The organism is Helicobacter sp. CaF467b, from assembly GCF_022664765.1.
Classification (GTDB): Bacteria; Campylobacterota; Campylobacteria; order Campylobacterales; family Helicobacteraceae; genus Helicobacter_D; species Helicobacter_D colisuis.
The window spans coordinates 132,401-149,301 of sequence record NZ_JALAIY010000001.1; the positions used below are offsets into that span (position 1 = coordinate 132,401).

The following is a 16,901-nucleotide window of genomic DNA, read 5'->3' on the forward strand; positions in this document are numbered from 1 at the left end:
GCCAAATTTTTTAGAAAGAAAAAGAGCATTTTTACCGGATTTTTTGCGCCCCCAGCCCAGAAAAGTTGTTTTTGGTTTATGTTTTTGAGCTAAATTGCAGTGCGATAAATTTGGGTAAAAGTTTTTGGCATTTTGAATGAGCTTTTTTGAGGTTGAAAATAGCAAGATTATCCCTAATATTTTTTTGTATTTTAGAATTGTATAATAAAATAGATAAATTTTTTTGGTTAATGTGGGAGTTATTTATTTATTTATTATTAATGTTTTACTGGTTACTATTATATTGTTAATATTGAAATTTAGGGCTTTTTAAATGAAGCGAGTAATAACTTTTGGGACTTTTGATTTATTCCATTATGGGCATTTGAAAATTTTGGAGAGAGCTATGGGGCTGGGAGATGAGCTTTATGTTGGAGTTTCATCAGATGCTTTGAATTTTTCTAAAAAAGGAAGGTATCCTCTTTATACAGAGTTTGAACGCAGGGCAATTGTGGATTCTATTAGATTTGTAACACAAACTTTTTTAGAGGAATCCTTAGAATTAAAAAGAGAGTATTTGCTTAAATATGAAGCTGATATACTGGTTATGGGAAATGATTGGGAAGGAAAATTTGATGAATTTAGCGATATTGTTGAAGTTGTATATTTGCCAAGAACCCCAAGTATTTCTACGACGGAAATTATTGAGAGGATACGGGTTTGAATATTACTAGAAGTCTTAGAAAGACTTATATTGAAAGCAAAGGGATATTTTCATGTATTAAGCCTATATACTATTGCATAGGATATTTTATGCAATTTAAAAAATATCATCAAGCAATAAATTTTTTCTTGAAGATATTTTTGCAAAGCAAGAGTTATCTAGCGGCTTTTTACATTGCTCAATTAGAGTTTTTTTATGCAAATTATGGTGTGGCAAATAAGTTTATTGATATTTTTTTGGCAAAATACCCAAGATGCCCAGATGCTACATATCTTAAAGTGCAAATACTTTTTTTGATGGGCAGTAGTAAGGAGGCTATTGCATTGTTGTTGGGGTTATTAAAATATTCTCCACGAGAAAAAACTTTGATAATACTTAGCAAAATGGTCGAAAACAAGCATGACTTTCAAAAGATATTGCAAATATATAGAGAGAAATATGATATATCAAGCATAACATTAAAAGCATGGGATTATATTATGGATATTGCCATTAAAGTGGAGGAATACGAAATAGCCAAAAACTATTATCAGAAAAAAATACTAGACAAGGAAGCGATGCCACAAAAATCAAATAAAAAAAAGAAGTTTTTTAGGGCTTATGAGGCACAAGTAGCTTTAGAGGATCTTAGCAGAATATTTGAAAGGCTTAATATTAAAATGTTCTTGGTCAGTGGAACATTTTTGGGTTGCATCAGAAATAAAAGCATATTGTCACATGATTATGATATTGATGTTGGAGTTTTTGAAGAAGATATGAATTGCAAAGTTTTAGAGAACATTTTAAAAGAAGGGGTTTTTTATCAGCATGAATTTAATAAAAAAGGGATTATAAAATTAAAACATATTAATGGCATCATGATTGATATTTTCATACATTATAGAGACGGTGATATAACTTATCATCTGGGTGCAAAAAATAGATGGAATAATACAGCTTTTAAATTACAAAAATATAAATTTCTAGATGGTGAATATTATGGAGCTTTAGATTATGAATTATATCTTAGTGAGAATTATGGCAACGATTGGAGAGTTCCCAAAAAGGATTTTAACTCTATTTTGGACACTCCAAACATTGAAATTATAGATAGGCAAGGTTATATAGTTTATCTTTGTAGGCTTTTGAATAATGGTGGCTATAGCAACAAAAGTAAAATTATTGCGGAATTAGAGAAGTATGGTGAGCAAGAGTTTGTGGAAAAATATCAAGAAATAAAATTAGAATGTTAAAAAGGAGTGTTTGTGTTAAATCCATTATTTTTTTATAGTTATTTAAAGGGTATGCTATATTATCATTACTATAAAGACTACAATAAAGCACTAAAATATTACCAAAAAGCCTTAAAGACAAAGGATAATCATGCCAAATGTCACTTTAAGGTTGGAATGTGTTATTTTAAACAACAAGATTGGAGTAACGCCAAAGATTTTATGGAGTCAGCTGTTTTGCTAAGATCAGACATGAGAAATTGGCAACGGCAATTGTCCCAAGTCGAGAATCACTTAGAACAAATTGGTAGCACAAATGCAAAAATTTGGTGGAAGGAAGTTGAAGATATTAAAGTAAAAATTGCAAAAAAAGGGGGTAGCTTTCGGCTTTATAAGGATTTGGCTGCTGCACTTGAAGTAATGCTTAGATTTCAAGAAGCAGCAAGATCGTATCAACAGGCATTAGATTTTGTAGAGCATAAAGATCATACTCATGCAGAGCTTTATTATAGAATGGGCTTTTGTTATGAAAGGGAGGAAGAAGGCATAAGTGATATTGCTTTAGCCAAGGAAGCTTATTTTAATGCAATGTTGCTAGATGACAAGTTAGATTCTAAACGATTTGGTGTGGGGGTTTTTCATCAGCAAAGAGGCTATTGGAAAGAGGCAAATAGTGCTTATTTAGAATGGTATGAGCAGAATGGTAAAGCTAGAGAAGATGAGGATTTTCTCTATAAAATAGCCATGAGTTATGATCGCCTATATGATTGGGATAATGCTGAGAAATATTACAATAAAGCGCTAGAAATAAATTATCATAGACCCTATACACATTATAGATTAGGGTTTATTTATGAGAGAAAAAAAGAATATAGCAAAGCAGCTCAAAGTTATCAGCAAGCGGTTAATCGCAGCAGTGAATACAAACAATTTTGGCATTATAGATTGGGATATTGTTTAAAAATGATGGAAAGATTTCAAGAAGCTTGTGAAGAATTCTTGGAACAACAAATAACTTATCAAAAGCCTTATGGAGTTGATGATAAAAAGTTAAAAAATAAATCTTTTAAGCAACAAGCAATATATACACATTATCTTGAAAACACCTCCATATTAACTAAAACAATTTTATATGAATCTTTTCATGGGAGATTGATGAGTTGTAATCCTTATGCAATTTTTTTATATTGTATCCATCAACCACAATTTAAAGATTTTACACACATTTGGGTTATTGATAGTGCACAAGATATTAAGCCTGAGTTTAGAAAGATGCGTAATTTAATTTGCATTAAAAAGAGTAGTGATGCTTATTTGAAATATCTTGCAAGAGCAGAGTTTTTGATTAATAATTCAACATTTCCATCTTATTTTATTAGAAGAGAGGAGCAAAAGTATCTTAATACTTGGCATGGAACTCCATGGAAAATGCTTGGCAAATATATTAAAACAAAGTTTATGGAGCACAATAATACTCAAAGAAACTTTTTACAAACAACGCATATTATTAACCCCAGCAACTTTGTGGAAAATGTAATCATAAAAGACTATGACATAGAGGGCATTTATGGTGGTAAGGCACTCATTACGGGGTATCCTAGGATAGATATTACGCTTCAAAAAAATCAAGAATTGAAAGCTCGTTTTGATATCAAGGAAGGGGAAAAAGTAGTGCTTTATGCTCCGACATTTAGAGGGATTTTTGGTAATGCAAAATTTGAAGCAGAAGCTATTGGGGAATATCTAAAAATGCTTTCTATGATGCCCTTTAAAGTTCTTTTTAGAGGGCATTATGAGATATTGAAATACATAGGGGGACAAAATTTAAATTTTTGTAGTGCAAATGATAGGGATATAGACACTAATGAACTTCTAAGCATAGTGGATATCTTAATTACAGATTATTCTAGCATCGCTTTTGATTTTATGGTGCTAGATAAACCTATTATCTATTTTGTCTATGATTATGAAGAATACAAGCAAGAGAGGGGGTTATACTTTGAAATTGAAGAATTGAGTGAAAATCGTTACAATAACATTAGTGAGGTGTTAGAGCTTTTGTCTAATGAAGAATTTTTAAGTAAAAAGAATCGTTATGAGCATTTAAAAGAGAAGTTTTTCCCTTATGAAGATGGAAATGCTACTAAGCGCGTTGTGGATTTCTTTTTCTTTGATGATTATGATGAGAAGTTTTTGTATAAACCCGATAAAAAGAAGAATTTATTGTTTTATGCAGGACCAATGATACCAAATGGTATTACAAGCTCCATTCAAAATTTGGTAAATAGTCTCAATCAGGAAGAATATCGTATTTGTTTAGCGATTGACCCTGGAACTATTGAGATGTTTCCTGAAAGAATGGAGCAGTTTGAAGTGATTAAGGATAAAGTTCAGGTTTTGCCTAGAGTAGGAGCTAAAAATGCTACTTTAGAAGAAGATTGGCTAGATAATCATCCTATTTATAAACTCAAAAGATCTAACAAGGAGCAAGAGGGGATTTATTGGCATCTTTATAAAAGGGATTTTCAAAGATTATATGGAGAGAGTCATTTTGATGTGGTGATTAATTTTGAAGGGTATAATGGATATTGGGCGAAACTATTTGCCTATGGAGCTCAATGTATGAAGCTAATCTTTTTACACAATGATATGTTTGGAGAATTCAAAAAAAGATTTCCGCAACTAAGGGAGATTTTTAATTGTTATCATTATTATGACAAGGTTATTTCTGTGTCTAAGCAAACTAGCGAAGAAAACAAAAAGAATCTGGCATTGCAGTATAATATAAGTGAAGAGAAATTTGATTTTCTAGAAAATACAATCGATTATAATGGGATTATAAGAAAATCAAATGAGCAATTAGATAGCGAAGTTGAAAATAAATACTTTAAAAAGGATTATAAAATCTTTATAAATATGGCAAGACTTTCTGTGGAAAAAGATCAGGCTAAACTGATAAGAGCCTTTAAGGTTATTAATGAAGAACATCCTAAAACATTATTGTTGATTCTAGGTGATGGTCCATTGAAGAATGAGTTACAATCCTTGATTAGAGAATTAAATCTACAAAAAAATGTTTTTTTACTTGGAAGAATGTTTAATCCTTTCCCTTATTTAAAAAGAGCCGATTGTTTTGTTATGAGCTCAAATCATGAGGGGCAACCTATGACTTTGTTAGAAGCCTTGGTTTTAGATAAGGCTATAGTTGCTACAGATATACCTGGTAATGTAAGTGTTTTAAAAGATAAAGGTGGGTTGATTGTGGAAAATAGTGAAGATGGATTGATTTATGGCATGAAGAAGTATTTAAACAATGAGATACAAGCACAATATTTTGATGCTGTAAAATATAACAAAAATATTATGCAAAAGTTTAATTGTTTGATTGAAGGAAAATAGAATGCTTTTTAATGAAAAAGAACCTAGTATGGTTTGGAAAGAAGAGGATTTAATAGAATTAGCCAAAGGCAAAAAGGCATTTCAAAGTTCAATTTCTAAATGGTCGAAATTCGATGATCCTCAAAGACCTATTGATGATAGTCTTAATATTGATGATTACGCTTTTCATACAGGGAAAGAAAAAGATCCTTGGTGGATGGTTGATTTAGAAGATGAATATCGCATTGAATGCATTAAAATAAAAAATCGTAAAAATTGTCAAGAAATATTAAAGCCAATTAAAATTTTTTATTCTTTGGATAAGATAGAATGGTGTTATATTGATCAAAATCTTTATGAATGGCATAACTTAGATGAAGTTTTGATACCTTTAAATAGTTTTATAAAGGCTAGATATATCAAGGTTGTTTTGGAAGGTATTGGGTATTTGCATTTTAAAAAAATTGAAATATTCAAGAGAAAATATCCTGGTTTGATTGTTGCAACAAGATATGATGGGTTTGGTGGAAGAATAAATGCCATGCTTAATGCCATGTATATTGCCCAAAAAACAGGAATGAAATTTGGATTTGTCTGGAATAAAAGAGAGCTTAGTCCAGTCAATGAAGTGTTTATAGATGCACAAGAAGAGATTTTTGGTCGGGAATTTTTAGTAAAACATTCCTATACAGATAGGGTAAAACATTCTTATTTGCCTTGTAATTATAAGGGAACATTAAGTGATTTTGCACAAGCAAAACATTATAATGCCAATTTTGGTTTTTATTGGGCTTATCATAGGCCGCATGAAATGTGTCGTATTTTTGAATTAGATATAGATGATTATAAGAAGCAATGTTTGCAAAATGCACATTTGATTGAATGGAATCCTAAAATTTGTGCTATAAAGGATTTGGTAAATCAAATCACAAAAGGAATTGGAAGTTTTGAAGTAATCCATTTGAGAAATGGTGATGCTGTTAGCACATTTAAAGAATCTATTTTTTGGGGAGTTGTAATGTCAAGAGTATTTCCTTTTGAAGTAGCGCTACATTATATAGATAATGCCAAAAATAATAATAAAAAAATTTTCTTACTCGGACCAGATGATCTGCCAAGGGAATTAAAATGTGCAAGGGAAGAAGTGTATTTAACGGATGAATTTACGGAAAAATTAAATACACAAGAGAAAACCATGTTTGATTTATTTTTGATGATGCAAGCTGATAGAGTTATTACTGCTGAAACTTCAACTTATGCAGAATGTGCAAATTTAATGAGCGGTGTTGAATTAGTTAGTTTTAAGAATGATCTCTTTAAAGAAGAGCGAATTAATTTGTTTTATAAATATCATCAGAGTGCAAGGGAGTTAATTTCTCCTTTGTTTTTAGCCTCATCATGTGCATTTTGGGCATTAGATATGGAAAATTCTGAAGAATTTGATAAAGAAGAGATGTTTTTGAGTATGGCATTTGACTATGATGCAAATTATGCTTATAAAATTCGACTCCTTTATATTTTAATTAAACAGAGAAAATATGAGCAATGCGAAATGGAATTGGAGAATTTTTCTGAGTGTGATTATCAAAACTTGTTAAAATCTTTACTGAGTCAACCAATATGGAGTAGAGATGTAAATAGAAATATTATTGCTTTGTTTTTATCTAGTGCTATTGAAAATTTTCCATACATATCATATTTAGCTGCGAAGATTTCATATTATCCTGCGACTACATCGCTTTTTCAAAAAAATCTTTCTAATGCCCTAAAATTTATTCAATATTCTTTGAAATCGCAACCAAACAATAAAGAGTTTTTATCTTGCAAAAAAGAAATAGAAGCTTTATTACCAAAACAAGAAGAAGGAATTGCCCAATCAAATAAACAGCAGCCAAACTTGCAACTGCCAGAAGCTAAAACTAATGCTCAAGAACCACAAGCTACTAAAATCTCTCTTGATTCTCTTAAACAAGAATTAACTTCTAAAACCAAAGAACTAGAATCTAAAAACAAGATTCTATCCTCTAATCCAAATACTTCTCATTTAATTCCAAATACTTCTCAATTTAAAGGCAAACTCGCTTATCTTAATACTCTTGCTACTGCTAAAGACAGAATCCACAATCATCTATCATACAAACTAGGACAAGCTATGATAGAGAATTCTAAATCTTTACTGGGATATATTAGAATGCCTTATGTTTTATCTTATATCAAAGATAAACACAAACAAGAACAACAACAATACCAAGAAGCTATTAAAAAGAATCCTAATCTTAAACTCCCTAATCTAGAATCTTATCCTGATTACAAAGAATCTTTAAAAGAAAAAGAATGTTTTACTTATAAACTAGGAGAAGCTTTTATGAAGGCTAATAAAACTTGGTATAAGGGTGGATATGTTAAGATGTGGTTTGAAATTAGGAAGTTGAAGAAAGAATTTGAAAAATAAAAGGGACTAAATGATTAATATCCTTCTTTGTGGTGGTAGTGGGACAAGGCTTTGGCCACTTAGTAGAACACTTATGCCAAAACAATTTTTAAGATTATTTGGTAATAAATCTTTGTTTGAGTTAGCGTTTCAAAGGAATTCTAAAATTTGTTCGGATACCTTGGTGGTGTGCAATGAAGAGCAATATTTTTTAGCGCTTGATCAAATTTCAGATAGTGGAGATTCTAGAGCTAAATTTATCCTAGAGCCCTTAGCGAGAAATACAGCGGCTGCTATTACTTTAGCATGTCTCTCGCTTCCTAAAGAAGAGATAGTTTTAATCACTCCAAGTGATCATTTAATCAAAAATGAAAAAGCTTATAGAGAAGCTATAGATAAAGCCCTAGAATTTGCAAGCAATGATTATTTGGTTACTTTTGGCATAAAGCCTGATAACCCGCATACTGGATATGGTTATATCAAAACTAAAAATCTCTATGATGTAGAGGAATTTGTAGAAAAACCAAATCTTGAGAAAGCTAGTGAATTTCTTAGGCAAGGGAATTATCTTTGGAACTCAGGAATGTTTATGTTTAAAGTAGAGTTTTTCTTGGAGCAAATGAAAATTCATGCAAAAGAAATTTATAATCTTTCCCTAAAGGCTTATGAAAATTCTCTAAAGCAGGATAACTTTATCAAAATCAAATCAGAAGATATGGAAAAAATTCCGGAATTAAGCATAGATTATGCTTTAATGGAAAAATCAAAAAGAGTAAAAGTGATACCCAGCGATATTGCTTGGAGCGATGTGGGCAGTTTTGAGAGTTTAGCAAAAGAGTTTAATGGTGGCAAAAATTATGCAAATGCAAATGCTAAATTTTTAGATTCTAATAATATTTTTTGCCATGTAAGTGATAAAAAGAAATTTGTGGCAACTATTGATCTTGATGATTTATTTATCATAGATACTCAAGATGCGCTTTTGGTGGGCAAAAAATCCTCTTCACAAAAGGTCAAGCAAATTTATGAAGCGATTAAGCAAAATGAGAGTTTGAGCAAAAATCACTTGAGCACTCATAGACCATGGGGGAGCTTTACTATCCTAGAAGATGAAAAAGGATATAAGATCAAGCGCATTGAAGTTAAACCTGGGAAAAGACTTTCTTTACAGAAGCATTTTCATAGAAATGAGCATTGGATTGTTTTAAGTGGCACTGCTAAGGTGGAAATTGAAGGGAAGGAGACTTTGGTGAGACCCAATGAATCAATTTACATAAAAATGGGACAAGCACATCGTTTAAGTAATGAGGGTAAAATCCCAATAGTCTTAATCGAAGCTCAAGTGGGTGAATATACAGGAGAAGATGATATAATTAGATTAGAAGATGATTTTAAAAGGATATAAATGAAAAAAGTTGCATTAATAACGGGAGTTACTGGGCAAGATGGGGCTTATTTGTCTGAATTTTTGCTCAATAAAGGCTATGAAGTCCATGGTATAAAAAGAAGAATTTCATTGTTTAATACCGATAGAATAGATCATTTGTTTGATGGGCACCATAATAAAAGCAATGATTTTTATCTGCATTATGGTGATATGACTGATTCGATGAATCTAACACGCCTTGTTGCAGAGATTCAGCCTGATGAGATTTATAATTTAGCAGCAATGAGTCATGTGCATGTGAGCTTTGAGACACCAGAATATACTGCAAATGCTGATGGAATTGGGACGCTTAGAATCTTGGATGCCGTGCGCTTTTTAAAACTTACTGAAAAGACTAGAATTTACCAAGCCTCTACTTCTGAGCTTTATGGTAAAGTTCAAGAAACTCCACAGAGCGAAAAAACTCCATTTTACCCAAGAAGTCCTTATGCGGTTGCAAAAATGTATGCGTATTGGATTACTGTTAATTATCGGGAAGCTTATAATCTGTTTGCTTGTAATGGAATCTTGTTTAACCACGAATCCCCAGTGAGAGGGGAGACTTTTGTAACGCGTAAAATCACGCGTGCAGCTTCAAAAATAGCGCTTAATTTGCAAGATATGCTGTATTTGGGAAATCTCGATGCTAAGCGAGATTGGGGGCATGCAAAGGATTATGTTAAGATGATGTGGATGATTTTGCAATACAAACAAGCAGAGGATTGGGTTATTGCAACAGGTCAAACAACTATGGTTAGGGATTTTGTAAGATTGGCTTTTGAGTATTGTGGAATCCATTTGCGCTTTAGCGGAGAGGGTGTTAATGAGAAAGGGATTGTTGAAAAGATTGATAAGCAAAGAGCGGAAGAGTTAGGCTTAGATCTCTCGCATTTGCAAATTGGTCAAATTGTTGTAAGTGTAGATCCTAGATATTTTCGCCCTACGGAGGTGGATTTGCTTCTTGGGGATCCTAGTAAGGCTGAAAGAGAGCTAGGCTGGAAAAGGGAATTTAATCTACAGAATCTAGTAGATGATATGATGGCTGCTGATTTAAAACTTATGACTAAAGATGTCTATCTTAAGCAAGGTGGATATAAAATAATGAGGTATTATGAATAAAAAAATCAAAATTTTGTTAACTGGTTCTACAGGGATGGTTGGTCGTAATATTTTAGAAAAAAGCCGTGATTTTCCTTGTGAGATATTATCGCCAGATAGCAAAACTTTAAACTTATTAGATAAAAATAATGTTAAAGACTTCTTGCATTTAAATGAGCCTGATGTAGTAGTGCATTGTGCTGGGCTTGTTGGTGGAATCCAAGCTAATATTCAAAATCCTATGGAATTTTTGCAGCAAAATGCATATATGGGGTTAAACTTAATTAGCGAATGTAAAGAAGCCAGGATTAAAACTTTTTTAAATCTAGCAAGTTCTTGTATGTATCCAAGGAATATTGAAAATCCTCTTAGGGAAGAATATTTGCTTAGGGGTGAGTTGGAGCCAACAAATGAAGGCTATGCATTAGCTAAAATTCTTTCAACAAAATTATGTGAATATATTGCAAAAAGCGACCCTAATCTTCATTATAAGACTATTATTCCTTGCAATTTATATGGGAAATACGATAAGTTTGATCCTATAAGGGCGCATTTAATACCAGCTGTTATTTCTAAGATACATCATGCAAAAGTTAATAATATTTCGCAAGTTGAAATTTGGGGGGATGGACAAGCAAGAAGAGAGTTTATGTATGCTGAAGATTTGGCAGAATTTATTTTTTATGCGATAAAAAATTTTGAAAGCATGCCACAAAATCTAAATGTAGGACTTGGTCATGATTATAGCATTATGGAATATTATACAATTATTGCAGACATAATTGGTTATCAGGGTTCTTTTTATTTTGATGCAAAGAAGCCGAGTGGCATGAAACAAAAAACTATAGACAATCAAAAGCTTAAAAAATTTGGATGGTCTCCAAAAACAAACATTAGCGAGGGAATTAAAAAAACATATACTTATTATTTAAAGGAAGTTGCAGATGTGTAATTATCAATTAGCTTCATCTACTTGGGATGAAAAAGAATTGCAAGCCATTCAAGATGTTATCAAAAGTGATATGTTTACTATGGGAAAAAAAGTAGCAGAATTTGAGAAAGATTTTGCTAAATTTGTTGGTTCTAAGTATGCTGTTATGACAAGCTCGGGTTCTACTGCTAATCTAATTGCAACCGCAGCTTTGTTTTATACTAAAAATCCAAAGCTAAAAAGAGGTGATGAGGTTATTGTTCCAGCAGTTTCTTGGAGCACAACTTATTATCCGCTTTATCAATACGGCTTAAAACTTAAATTTGTTGATATTGATTTGGAAACTTTAAACTATGATTTAGAAGCTTTGAGCAATGCCATTAGTGATAAAACAAAAATGATTATGGTGGTAAATCTTTTGGGGAATCCTAATGATTTTGGTGCCATCAATGAGCTCATAAAAAATAGGAATATTATTCTGCTTGAAGATAATTGCGAATCAATGGGTGCTGAATATAAAGGAAAGCAAGCGGGAACTTTTGGTGTTATGGGGACTTTTTCGACTTTCTTCTCTCACCATATGGCTACAATGGAAGGAGGATTTGTAGTTACAGACAATGAGGAGTTGTATCATATACTTCTTTGTTTGCGAGCCCATGGATGGACTAGAAATTTACCAAAAGAAAATAAAGTTGCAAATAAAAGTGATGATTGGTTTAGCGAATCATTTCGTTTTGTTTTGCCGGGATATAATGTACGCCCAGTTGAAATGAGTGGGGCTATTGGGATTGAGCAGCTTAAAAAACTGCCTACTTTTTTGAAGCATAGAAGAGAGAATGCAAAACTATTTTTCCAGTATTTTAACAATCATCCAGATTTTATTATGCAAAAAGAAATTGGATTTAGTTCGTGGTTTGGATTCTCGTTGATTATACGCCCAGAATCTAAACTCAAAAGAAGTGATATTATCAAGATTTTAGAAAAAAATAATATAGAATATCGTCCTATAGTTACTGGTGATTTTACACAAAATGAAGTGATGAAATATTTTGATTATGAGATTTTTAGAGATCTTAAAAATGCGAAAATTTTACACAAAAATGGTTTTTTTGTTGGGAATCATCAAGAGGATATTAGCGAACAAATTAATTTACTTAAAAAGGTATTGGATAATATGTAAGATACTTTCGCTGTTATGATGTGTTGGTCTAGAAAAGGGAAGCTTATTGGGAAAGGTTAATAGTGCTAAATTTTTTTATTGTTGAAGCATTGAGATATGTAGCAAAAATGACTTTATGCATTTGTCATTTTAATCATTGTCAGGTTTTTCTAGATAGATAATTGGTAAATTATTATTGTAAGGTAGGATTATGATAATGCCAATTTTTGCAATACTGCATCTCTTTTTATTTTAATCTTCAAATTGCTTCTTTAGGGCTAATTTTTGCCCACCCTTGACTTAGAGTAACTCTCATGTTTTATAATTTCATATATTTTGTGGATTTAGGTTTTATCAGCAGGTGATCCTAAGGAGGCATTTGTGGCTTATACAATTATTGAGGTAGAAAAAAAGACAGGAGTGTCTTCACATACCTTGCGTTTTTGGGCAAAGAAAGGCTTATTTCCCTTTGTGGAAAAAGATAACAATCAAGTTAAATATTTTAGTGAGCGTGATGTGGAATGGGTGCGTTGGATTAATTGGTTTCGTAAAGCCCAAATGGATATTCCGACGATTAAATATTACATAGAGCTTGCAAATAAGGGCGATTGCACAGCAAAAGAGCGACGAGAATTGATTGCTAGGCAAAAAGAGATTGTTACAGATACTATTGAGGAGCTACAATCTGTGCTTGAAACGCTAGAGTATAAGCTTGGTGTTTATGATGAAATGCTGCATAATAATATCGATGGATTTAATCCACAAAGCAAACAATACAAAGGTTGTAAAAAAGACTGCAAAAAGGAGAATGTATGAAAAATATATTACTGATTAATGGAAGCAAAAAGTTTGGTAGTAGTGAAGGTAGGCTTTCTGCGACTTTGCAAGAAGTGGCTAAAGAAACATTGCAATCTTTTGGGTGTAATATTGTAGAAACACATATAGATAAGGGCTATGATATAGAATCTGAAGTGCGAAAGTTATTAGATTCTGATGTATGGATTTATCAAATGCCTGGTTGGTGGATGGGTGAGCCTTGGATAGTAAAAGAATATATAGATAAAGTATTTATGGCAGGAGCTGGAAAATTTTGTGCTAGTGATGGGCGACATCGTGATAACCCAAGCAAAAATTATGGCAAAGGTGGCTTATTACACGATAAGAAATATATGTTTAGTCTTACTTGGAATGCACCCATTGAGGCATTTACAGACAAAGATGAGTTTTTTGGTGGTGTGGGTGTAGATGTCGTGTATTTGCATTTGCATAAGGCACACGAATTTTTAGGTATGCAGGCTTTGCCGACATTTATTTGTAATGATGTGGTCAAAAACCCACAAGTAGAACAATACATACAAGAGTATAAAGCACATTTGCAAAAAGTGTTTGGTTAAAGTCAGGATAGGATTATGAATGTTTTTGAGAAAGATTTGGCTGGTGTGCCACTAGATTCTAGAGATCCTGAAGTCGCACCTATCATCGAAGTGATTAAGCACACGCAAAAACTCATCGCCAAGCTTAATAATGGAGAAAAAAGCGAGGAGCAAGTGCGTGAGATTTTAAGTCAAATTATGGGAAGAGAGGTGGATTCTAGTTTGTGGCTTTTACCACCTTTTTATACGGATTTTGGGCGTAATATATATTTTGGCAAAAATGTTTTTGTTAATACCGCTTGCACATTTATGGATCGGGGCGGAATCTATATTGATGATGAGGTGTTTATCGGACCAAAAGTTAATCTCATCACCATTAACCACGACATTAATCCCTATAATCGCACCACTACCATTTGCAAGCCTATTTATATCCAAAAGCGCGTGTGGATAGGTGTAGCAGCAACTATTTGTCCGGGTGTTAGGATTGGTGAAAATTCTATCGTGGGTGCTAATGCAGTCGTTACCAAAGATGTCCCGCCAAATTCTATCGTGGGTGGAAATCCTGCAAGACTTATCAAAAAAATAGCGATAGAAAATTATAAATAGGATTTGTAGAAAAAAGACGATTGACGAGGAGATAAATAGAGATTTTTGAGAGGAAAGTTATCATAAATTTTTAAACACATATTGTGTTTTTAAAAAAACTATGCAATAATATCTGTCAAAATAAAATTTCATAAAAAGGATTATAATGAGTAGTATCGTTGGATTTCCTCGTATCGGACAAAATAGAGAGCTGAAAAAAGCTTTAGAGGCATTTTGGGCTGGAAAATGTAGCCAAAGTGATTTAGAAAATGTAGCCAAAGATTTGCGTAAAAAGCATTGGGAAGCACAAAAACATCTTGATTATGTATGTGTCAATGACTTTAGCTACTATGATAATATTTTGGATCTTGCCTATGCACTTGGTGCAAAGCCACAAAGATTTAAAGACTTAAGCGGTTTGGAGGGATATTTTGCTATGGCGCGCGGACATGCAAAAGGTGTAGCGTGTGAAATGACAAAATGGTTTAACACAAACTATCACTATGTCGTGCCAGAGCTTAGTCAAACAGATGTATATCAAGCACAGATTCAAACACTAAAGGATCAATACAATGAAGCTAAAGCGCTAGGATATACGCCAAAGATTTCACTTATAGGACTTTTTACATTTTTTGGATTAAGCAAAATTGCACAAGGTGATCCAAAAGCTATTTTTGCAAAGCTTAAGAGTGCGTATTTAGATTTGGTTGATGAGATTGCCAAACTAGATTCAGAAGTTGTGATTGAATTTAGTGAGCCTATTTTTGTGCGTGGATGGCACAATGATACGCCACAAGCACAATGTGTCTATGATAAACAAGCTATTAAAGAAGTGTATGAAAGCATTGCACAAAAAGGTATCAAAACTATCGTAACAACTTTTTTTGAGCATAGCAATGAGCTTACAGAAGTTTTATTACAAACAAGCATTCATGGTATAGGACTTGATTTTATCGCAGGGGCTAAAAATACACAATCTCTTGGTGCTATCGCAGCAAGCAACAAGGTGCTTTTTGCAGGGCTTATTGATGGGCGTAATATTTGGGTAGCAGATTTAGAATCTAAACTCAAAACATTAGAATCTATCACAGCACAAATTCCAAAAGAGCGCGTAGTAATCACTACTTCTTGCTCACTTTTGCATGTGCCTTTTGGGAAAGATGATGAAAGCAAAATGGATTCACAAATTCTAAGTTGGATTAGCTTTGCAAAAGAAAAACTTGAAGAATTAAGGGTGCTTGAAGATCTCTTTAAAAATGGCGTAAATGGAGGAAGCAAAGCATTTTTTGAAGCCAATAAGGCTATTAATAATGCGCGTAAAACTTCTGAAAAAACAAACAATAAAGCTGTGCGCGATCGCGTGAGCAAAAATACATTAAAAAGCCGCGATGTAGCTTTTAAAGATCGTATTAAGATTCAACGAGATGAGCTAGGTTATCCAGATCTTGCGACAACAACAATTGGTTCATTCCCTCAAACACCAGAACTTCGTGCATTGCGTTTGGGGTATAAAAAAGGTGAGATTAGCAAAGATGCGTATGAAGCAGGAATCAAAGAATACATACAAGATTGTGTGAAGTTTCAAGAAGAAATTGATTTAGATGTTTTGGTGCATGGAGAGCCAGAACGCAATGATATGGTGGAGTATTTTGGGGAGCAGCTTGAAGGGTTTGTGTTTAGTCAAAATGGTTGGGTGCAAAGCTATGGTAGCCGCTGTGTAAAGCCACCTATTATTTTTGGTGATGTAGCACGACCTAAGGCAATGACGCTTGATTGGATTTTGTATGCACAAAGTCTTACGAAAAAAATTATGAAAGGTATGCTAACAGGACCTGTAACGATTCTAAATTGGAGTTTTGTGCGCGATGATATGGTACGCTCACAAGTATGCGAACAAATTGCATTAGCCATTGCTGATGAGATTGATGATTTACAAAAAGGCGGAGTGAAAATCATTCAAGTCGATGAGGCAGCCTTTAAAGAAGGGTATCCTTTGCGCGCAGAAAATATCAAAGAATATGAGCGATGGGCGCTAGAGTGCTTTAAGGTTTCTACCGCAGTAGCAAAGGCAAATACACAGATTCACACACACATGTGTTATAGTGAGTTTAATGACATTATCAAAACTATCGAGGCAATGGATGCTGATGTGATTAGTATAGAAACTGCAAGAAGCGGAAATGAGTTGCTAAAAGTCTTTAAGGAAGTTGGCTATACACATGAAGTAGGACCGGGTGTGTATGATATTCATAGCCCTAGAATCCCAAGCACACAAGAAATCATCGATCAAATCAAAGCACTTTTGGAAGTATTGCCAAAAGAACAATTATGGATCAATCCAGATTGTGGGCTAAAAACTCGAAAATGGGAAGAAGTCAAGCCAAGCCTTAAAAATATGGTTGAGGCAGTTAAGGCTGTGCGAGGCACATTAAAATAATTTTTAAAAATCAAGTAAAAGACAATGGAGAGCTTGTAAGCTAATTTGGTGGTAATTAAAGGCATACAAGCATCCTAGTAAAGATTATAAAAAATACACAAATAAAAAGCATAAACAGAAGTTGCAGAAAAAAAGCAAATATATAGAGTAAGGCAAATTCCAGCAA

General features: G+C 33.0%; 12 protein-coding genes. All 12 read left to right on the forward strand.

What is annotated here, in order from left to right:
• Positions 1-313 precede the first annotated feature (313 nt).
• The 12 genes from MKD52_RS00715 (at position 314) to metE (ending at position 16,735) form a co-directional block, all read left to right on the forward strand.
• Positions 314-703, forward strand: coding sequence for an adenylyltransferase/cytidyltransferase family protein (locus tag MKD52_RS00715; RefSeq protein WP_242098912.1), 390 nt, complete (start codon positions 314-316; stop codon positions 701-703).
• A gap of 89 nt (positions 704-792) precedes the next feature.
• Positions 793-1,935: a hypothetical protein gene (locus tag MKD52_RS00720; RefSeq protein ID WP_242098913.1), complete on the forward strand. Its 1,143-nt coding sequence runs from the start codon at positions 793-795 to the stop codon at positions 1,933-1,935.
• Positions 1,936-1,947: 12 nt separating this feature from the next.
• Entirely contained in the window at positions 1,948-5,313 is a 3,366-nt protein-coding gene (locus MKD52_RS00725; RefSeq protein ID WP_242098914.1) for a CDP-glycerol glycerophosphotransferase family protein, read from the forward strand.
• A gap of 1 nt (position 5,314) precedes the next feature.
• The gene (locus tag MKD52_RS00730) at positions 5,315-7,744 is read left to right on the forward strand and encodes a discoidin domain-containing protein (protein WP_242098915.1); all 2,430 of its coding nucleotides are present in this window, start codon (positions 5,315-5,317) and stop codon (positions 7,742-7,744) included.
• Between the two features lie 10 nt (positions 7,745-7,754).
• Positions 7,755-9,128 (forward strand): mannose-1-phosphate guanylyltransferase/mannose-6-phosphate isomerase, encoded by a 1,374-nt coding sequence (locus MKD52_RS00735; protein ID WP_242098916.1) that lies wholly within the window; start codon positions 7,755-7,757, stop codon positions 9,126-9,128.
• The gene (gene gmd, locus MKD52_RS00740; protein ID WP_242098917.1) at positions 9,129-10,268 is read left to right on the forward strand and encodes a GDP-mannose 4,6-dehydratase; all 1,140 of its coding nucleotides are present in this window, start codon (positions 9,129-9,131) and stop codon (positions 10,266-10,268) included.
• Entirely contained in the window at positions 10,261-11,199 is a 939-nt protein-coding gene (locus MKD52_RS00745; protein ID WP_242098918.1) for a GDP-L-fucose synthase, read from the forward strand. Before gmd ends, MKD52_RS00745 begins: the two co-directional genes overlap by 8 nt.
• Complete coding sequence (locus MKD52_RS00750; protein ID WP_242098919.1) at positions 11,192-12,358, forward strand: DegT/DnrJ/EryC1/StrS family aminotransferase; 1,167 nt, start codon at positions 11,192-11,194, stop codon at positions 12,356-12,358. Before MKD52_RS00745 ends, MKD52_RS00750 begins: the two co-directional genes overlap by 8 nt.
• 360 nt (positions 12,359-12,718) lie before the next feature.
• Entirely contained in the window at positions 12,719-13,153 is a 435-nt protein-coding gene (locus MKD52_RS00755) for a MerR family transcriptional regulator (RefSeq protein ID WP_115570701.1), read from the forward strand.
• Positions 13,150-13,731: an NAD(P)H-dependent oxidoreductase gene (locus MKD52_RS00760; RefSeq protein ID WP_242098920.1), complete on the forward strand. Its 582-nt coding sequence runs from the start codon at positions 13,150-13,152 to the stop codon at positions 13,729-13,731. The genes MKD52_RS00755 and MKD52_RS00760 overlap by 4 nt, the downstream gene beginning before the upstream one ends.
• Before the next feature lie 15 nt (positions 13,732-13,746).
• Positions 13,747-14,319: a sugar O-acetyltransferase gene (locus tag MKD52_RS00765; protein WP_112057001.1), complete on the forward strand. Its 573-nt coding sequence runs from the start codon at positions 13,747-13,749 to the stop codon at positions 14,317-14,319.
• Between the two features lie 145 nt (positions 14,320-14,464).
• Positions 14,465-16,735, forward strand: coding sequence for a 5-methyltetrahydropteroyltriglutamate--homocysteine S-methyltransferase (gene metE, locus MKD52_RS00770; protein ID WP_242098921.1), 2,271 nt, complete (start codon positions 14,465-14,467; stop codon positions 16,733-16,735).
• The last annotated feature ends 166 nt before the right edge of the window (positions 16,736-16,901 follow it).

Coding starts and splice junctions, on each gene's coding strand:
- gmd (WP_242098917.1), top strand. CDS start 9,129: ATGAAAAAAGTTGCATTAATAACGGGAGTTACTGGGCAAGATGGGGCT.
- MKD52_RS00730 (WP_242098915.1), top strand. CDS start 5,315: ATGCTTTTTAATGAAAAAGAACCTAGTATGGTTTGGAAAGAAGAGGAT.
- MKD52_RS00760 (WP_242098920.1), top strand. CDS start 13,150: ATGAAAAATATATTACTGATTAATGGAAGCAAAAAGTTTGGTAGTAGT.
- MKD52_RS00745 (WP_242098918.1), top strand. CDS start 10,261: ATGAATAAAAAAATCAAAATTTTGTTAACTGGTTCTACAGGGATGGTT.
- metE (WP_242098921.1), top strand. CDS start 14,465: ATGAGTAGTATCGTTGGATTTCCTCGTATCGGACAAAATAGAGAGCTG.
- MKD52_RS00750 (WP_242098919.1), top strand. CDS start 11,192: ATGTGTAATTATCAATTAGCTTCATCTACTTGGGATGAAAAAGAATTG.
- MKD52_RS00720 (WP_242098913.1), top strand. CDS start 793: ATGCAATTTAAAAAATATCATCAAGCAATAAATTTTTTCTTGAAGATA.
- MKD52_RS00715 (WP_242098912.1), top strand. CDS start 314: ATGAAGCGAGTAATAACTTTTGGGACTTTTGATTTATTCCATTATGGG.
- MKD52_RS00735 (WP_242098916.1), top strand. CDS start 7,755: ATGATTAATATCCTTCTTTGTGGTGGTAGTGGGACAAGGCTTTGGCCA.
- MKD52_RS00765 (WP_112057001.1), top strand. CDS start 13,747: ATGAATGTTTTTGAGAAAGATTTGGCTGGTGTGCCACTAGATTCTAGA.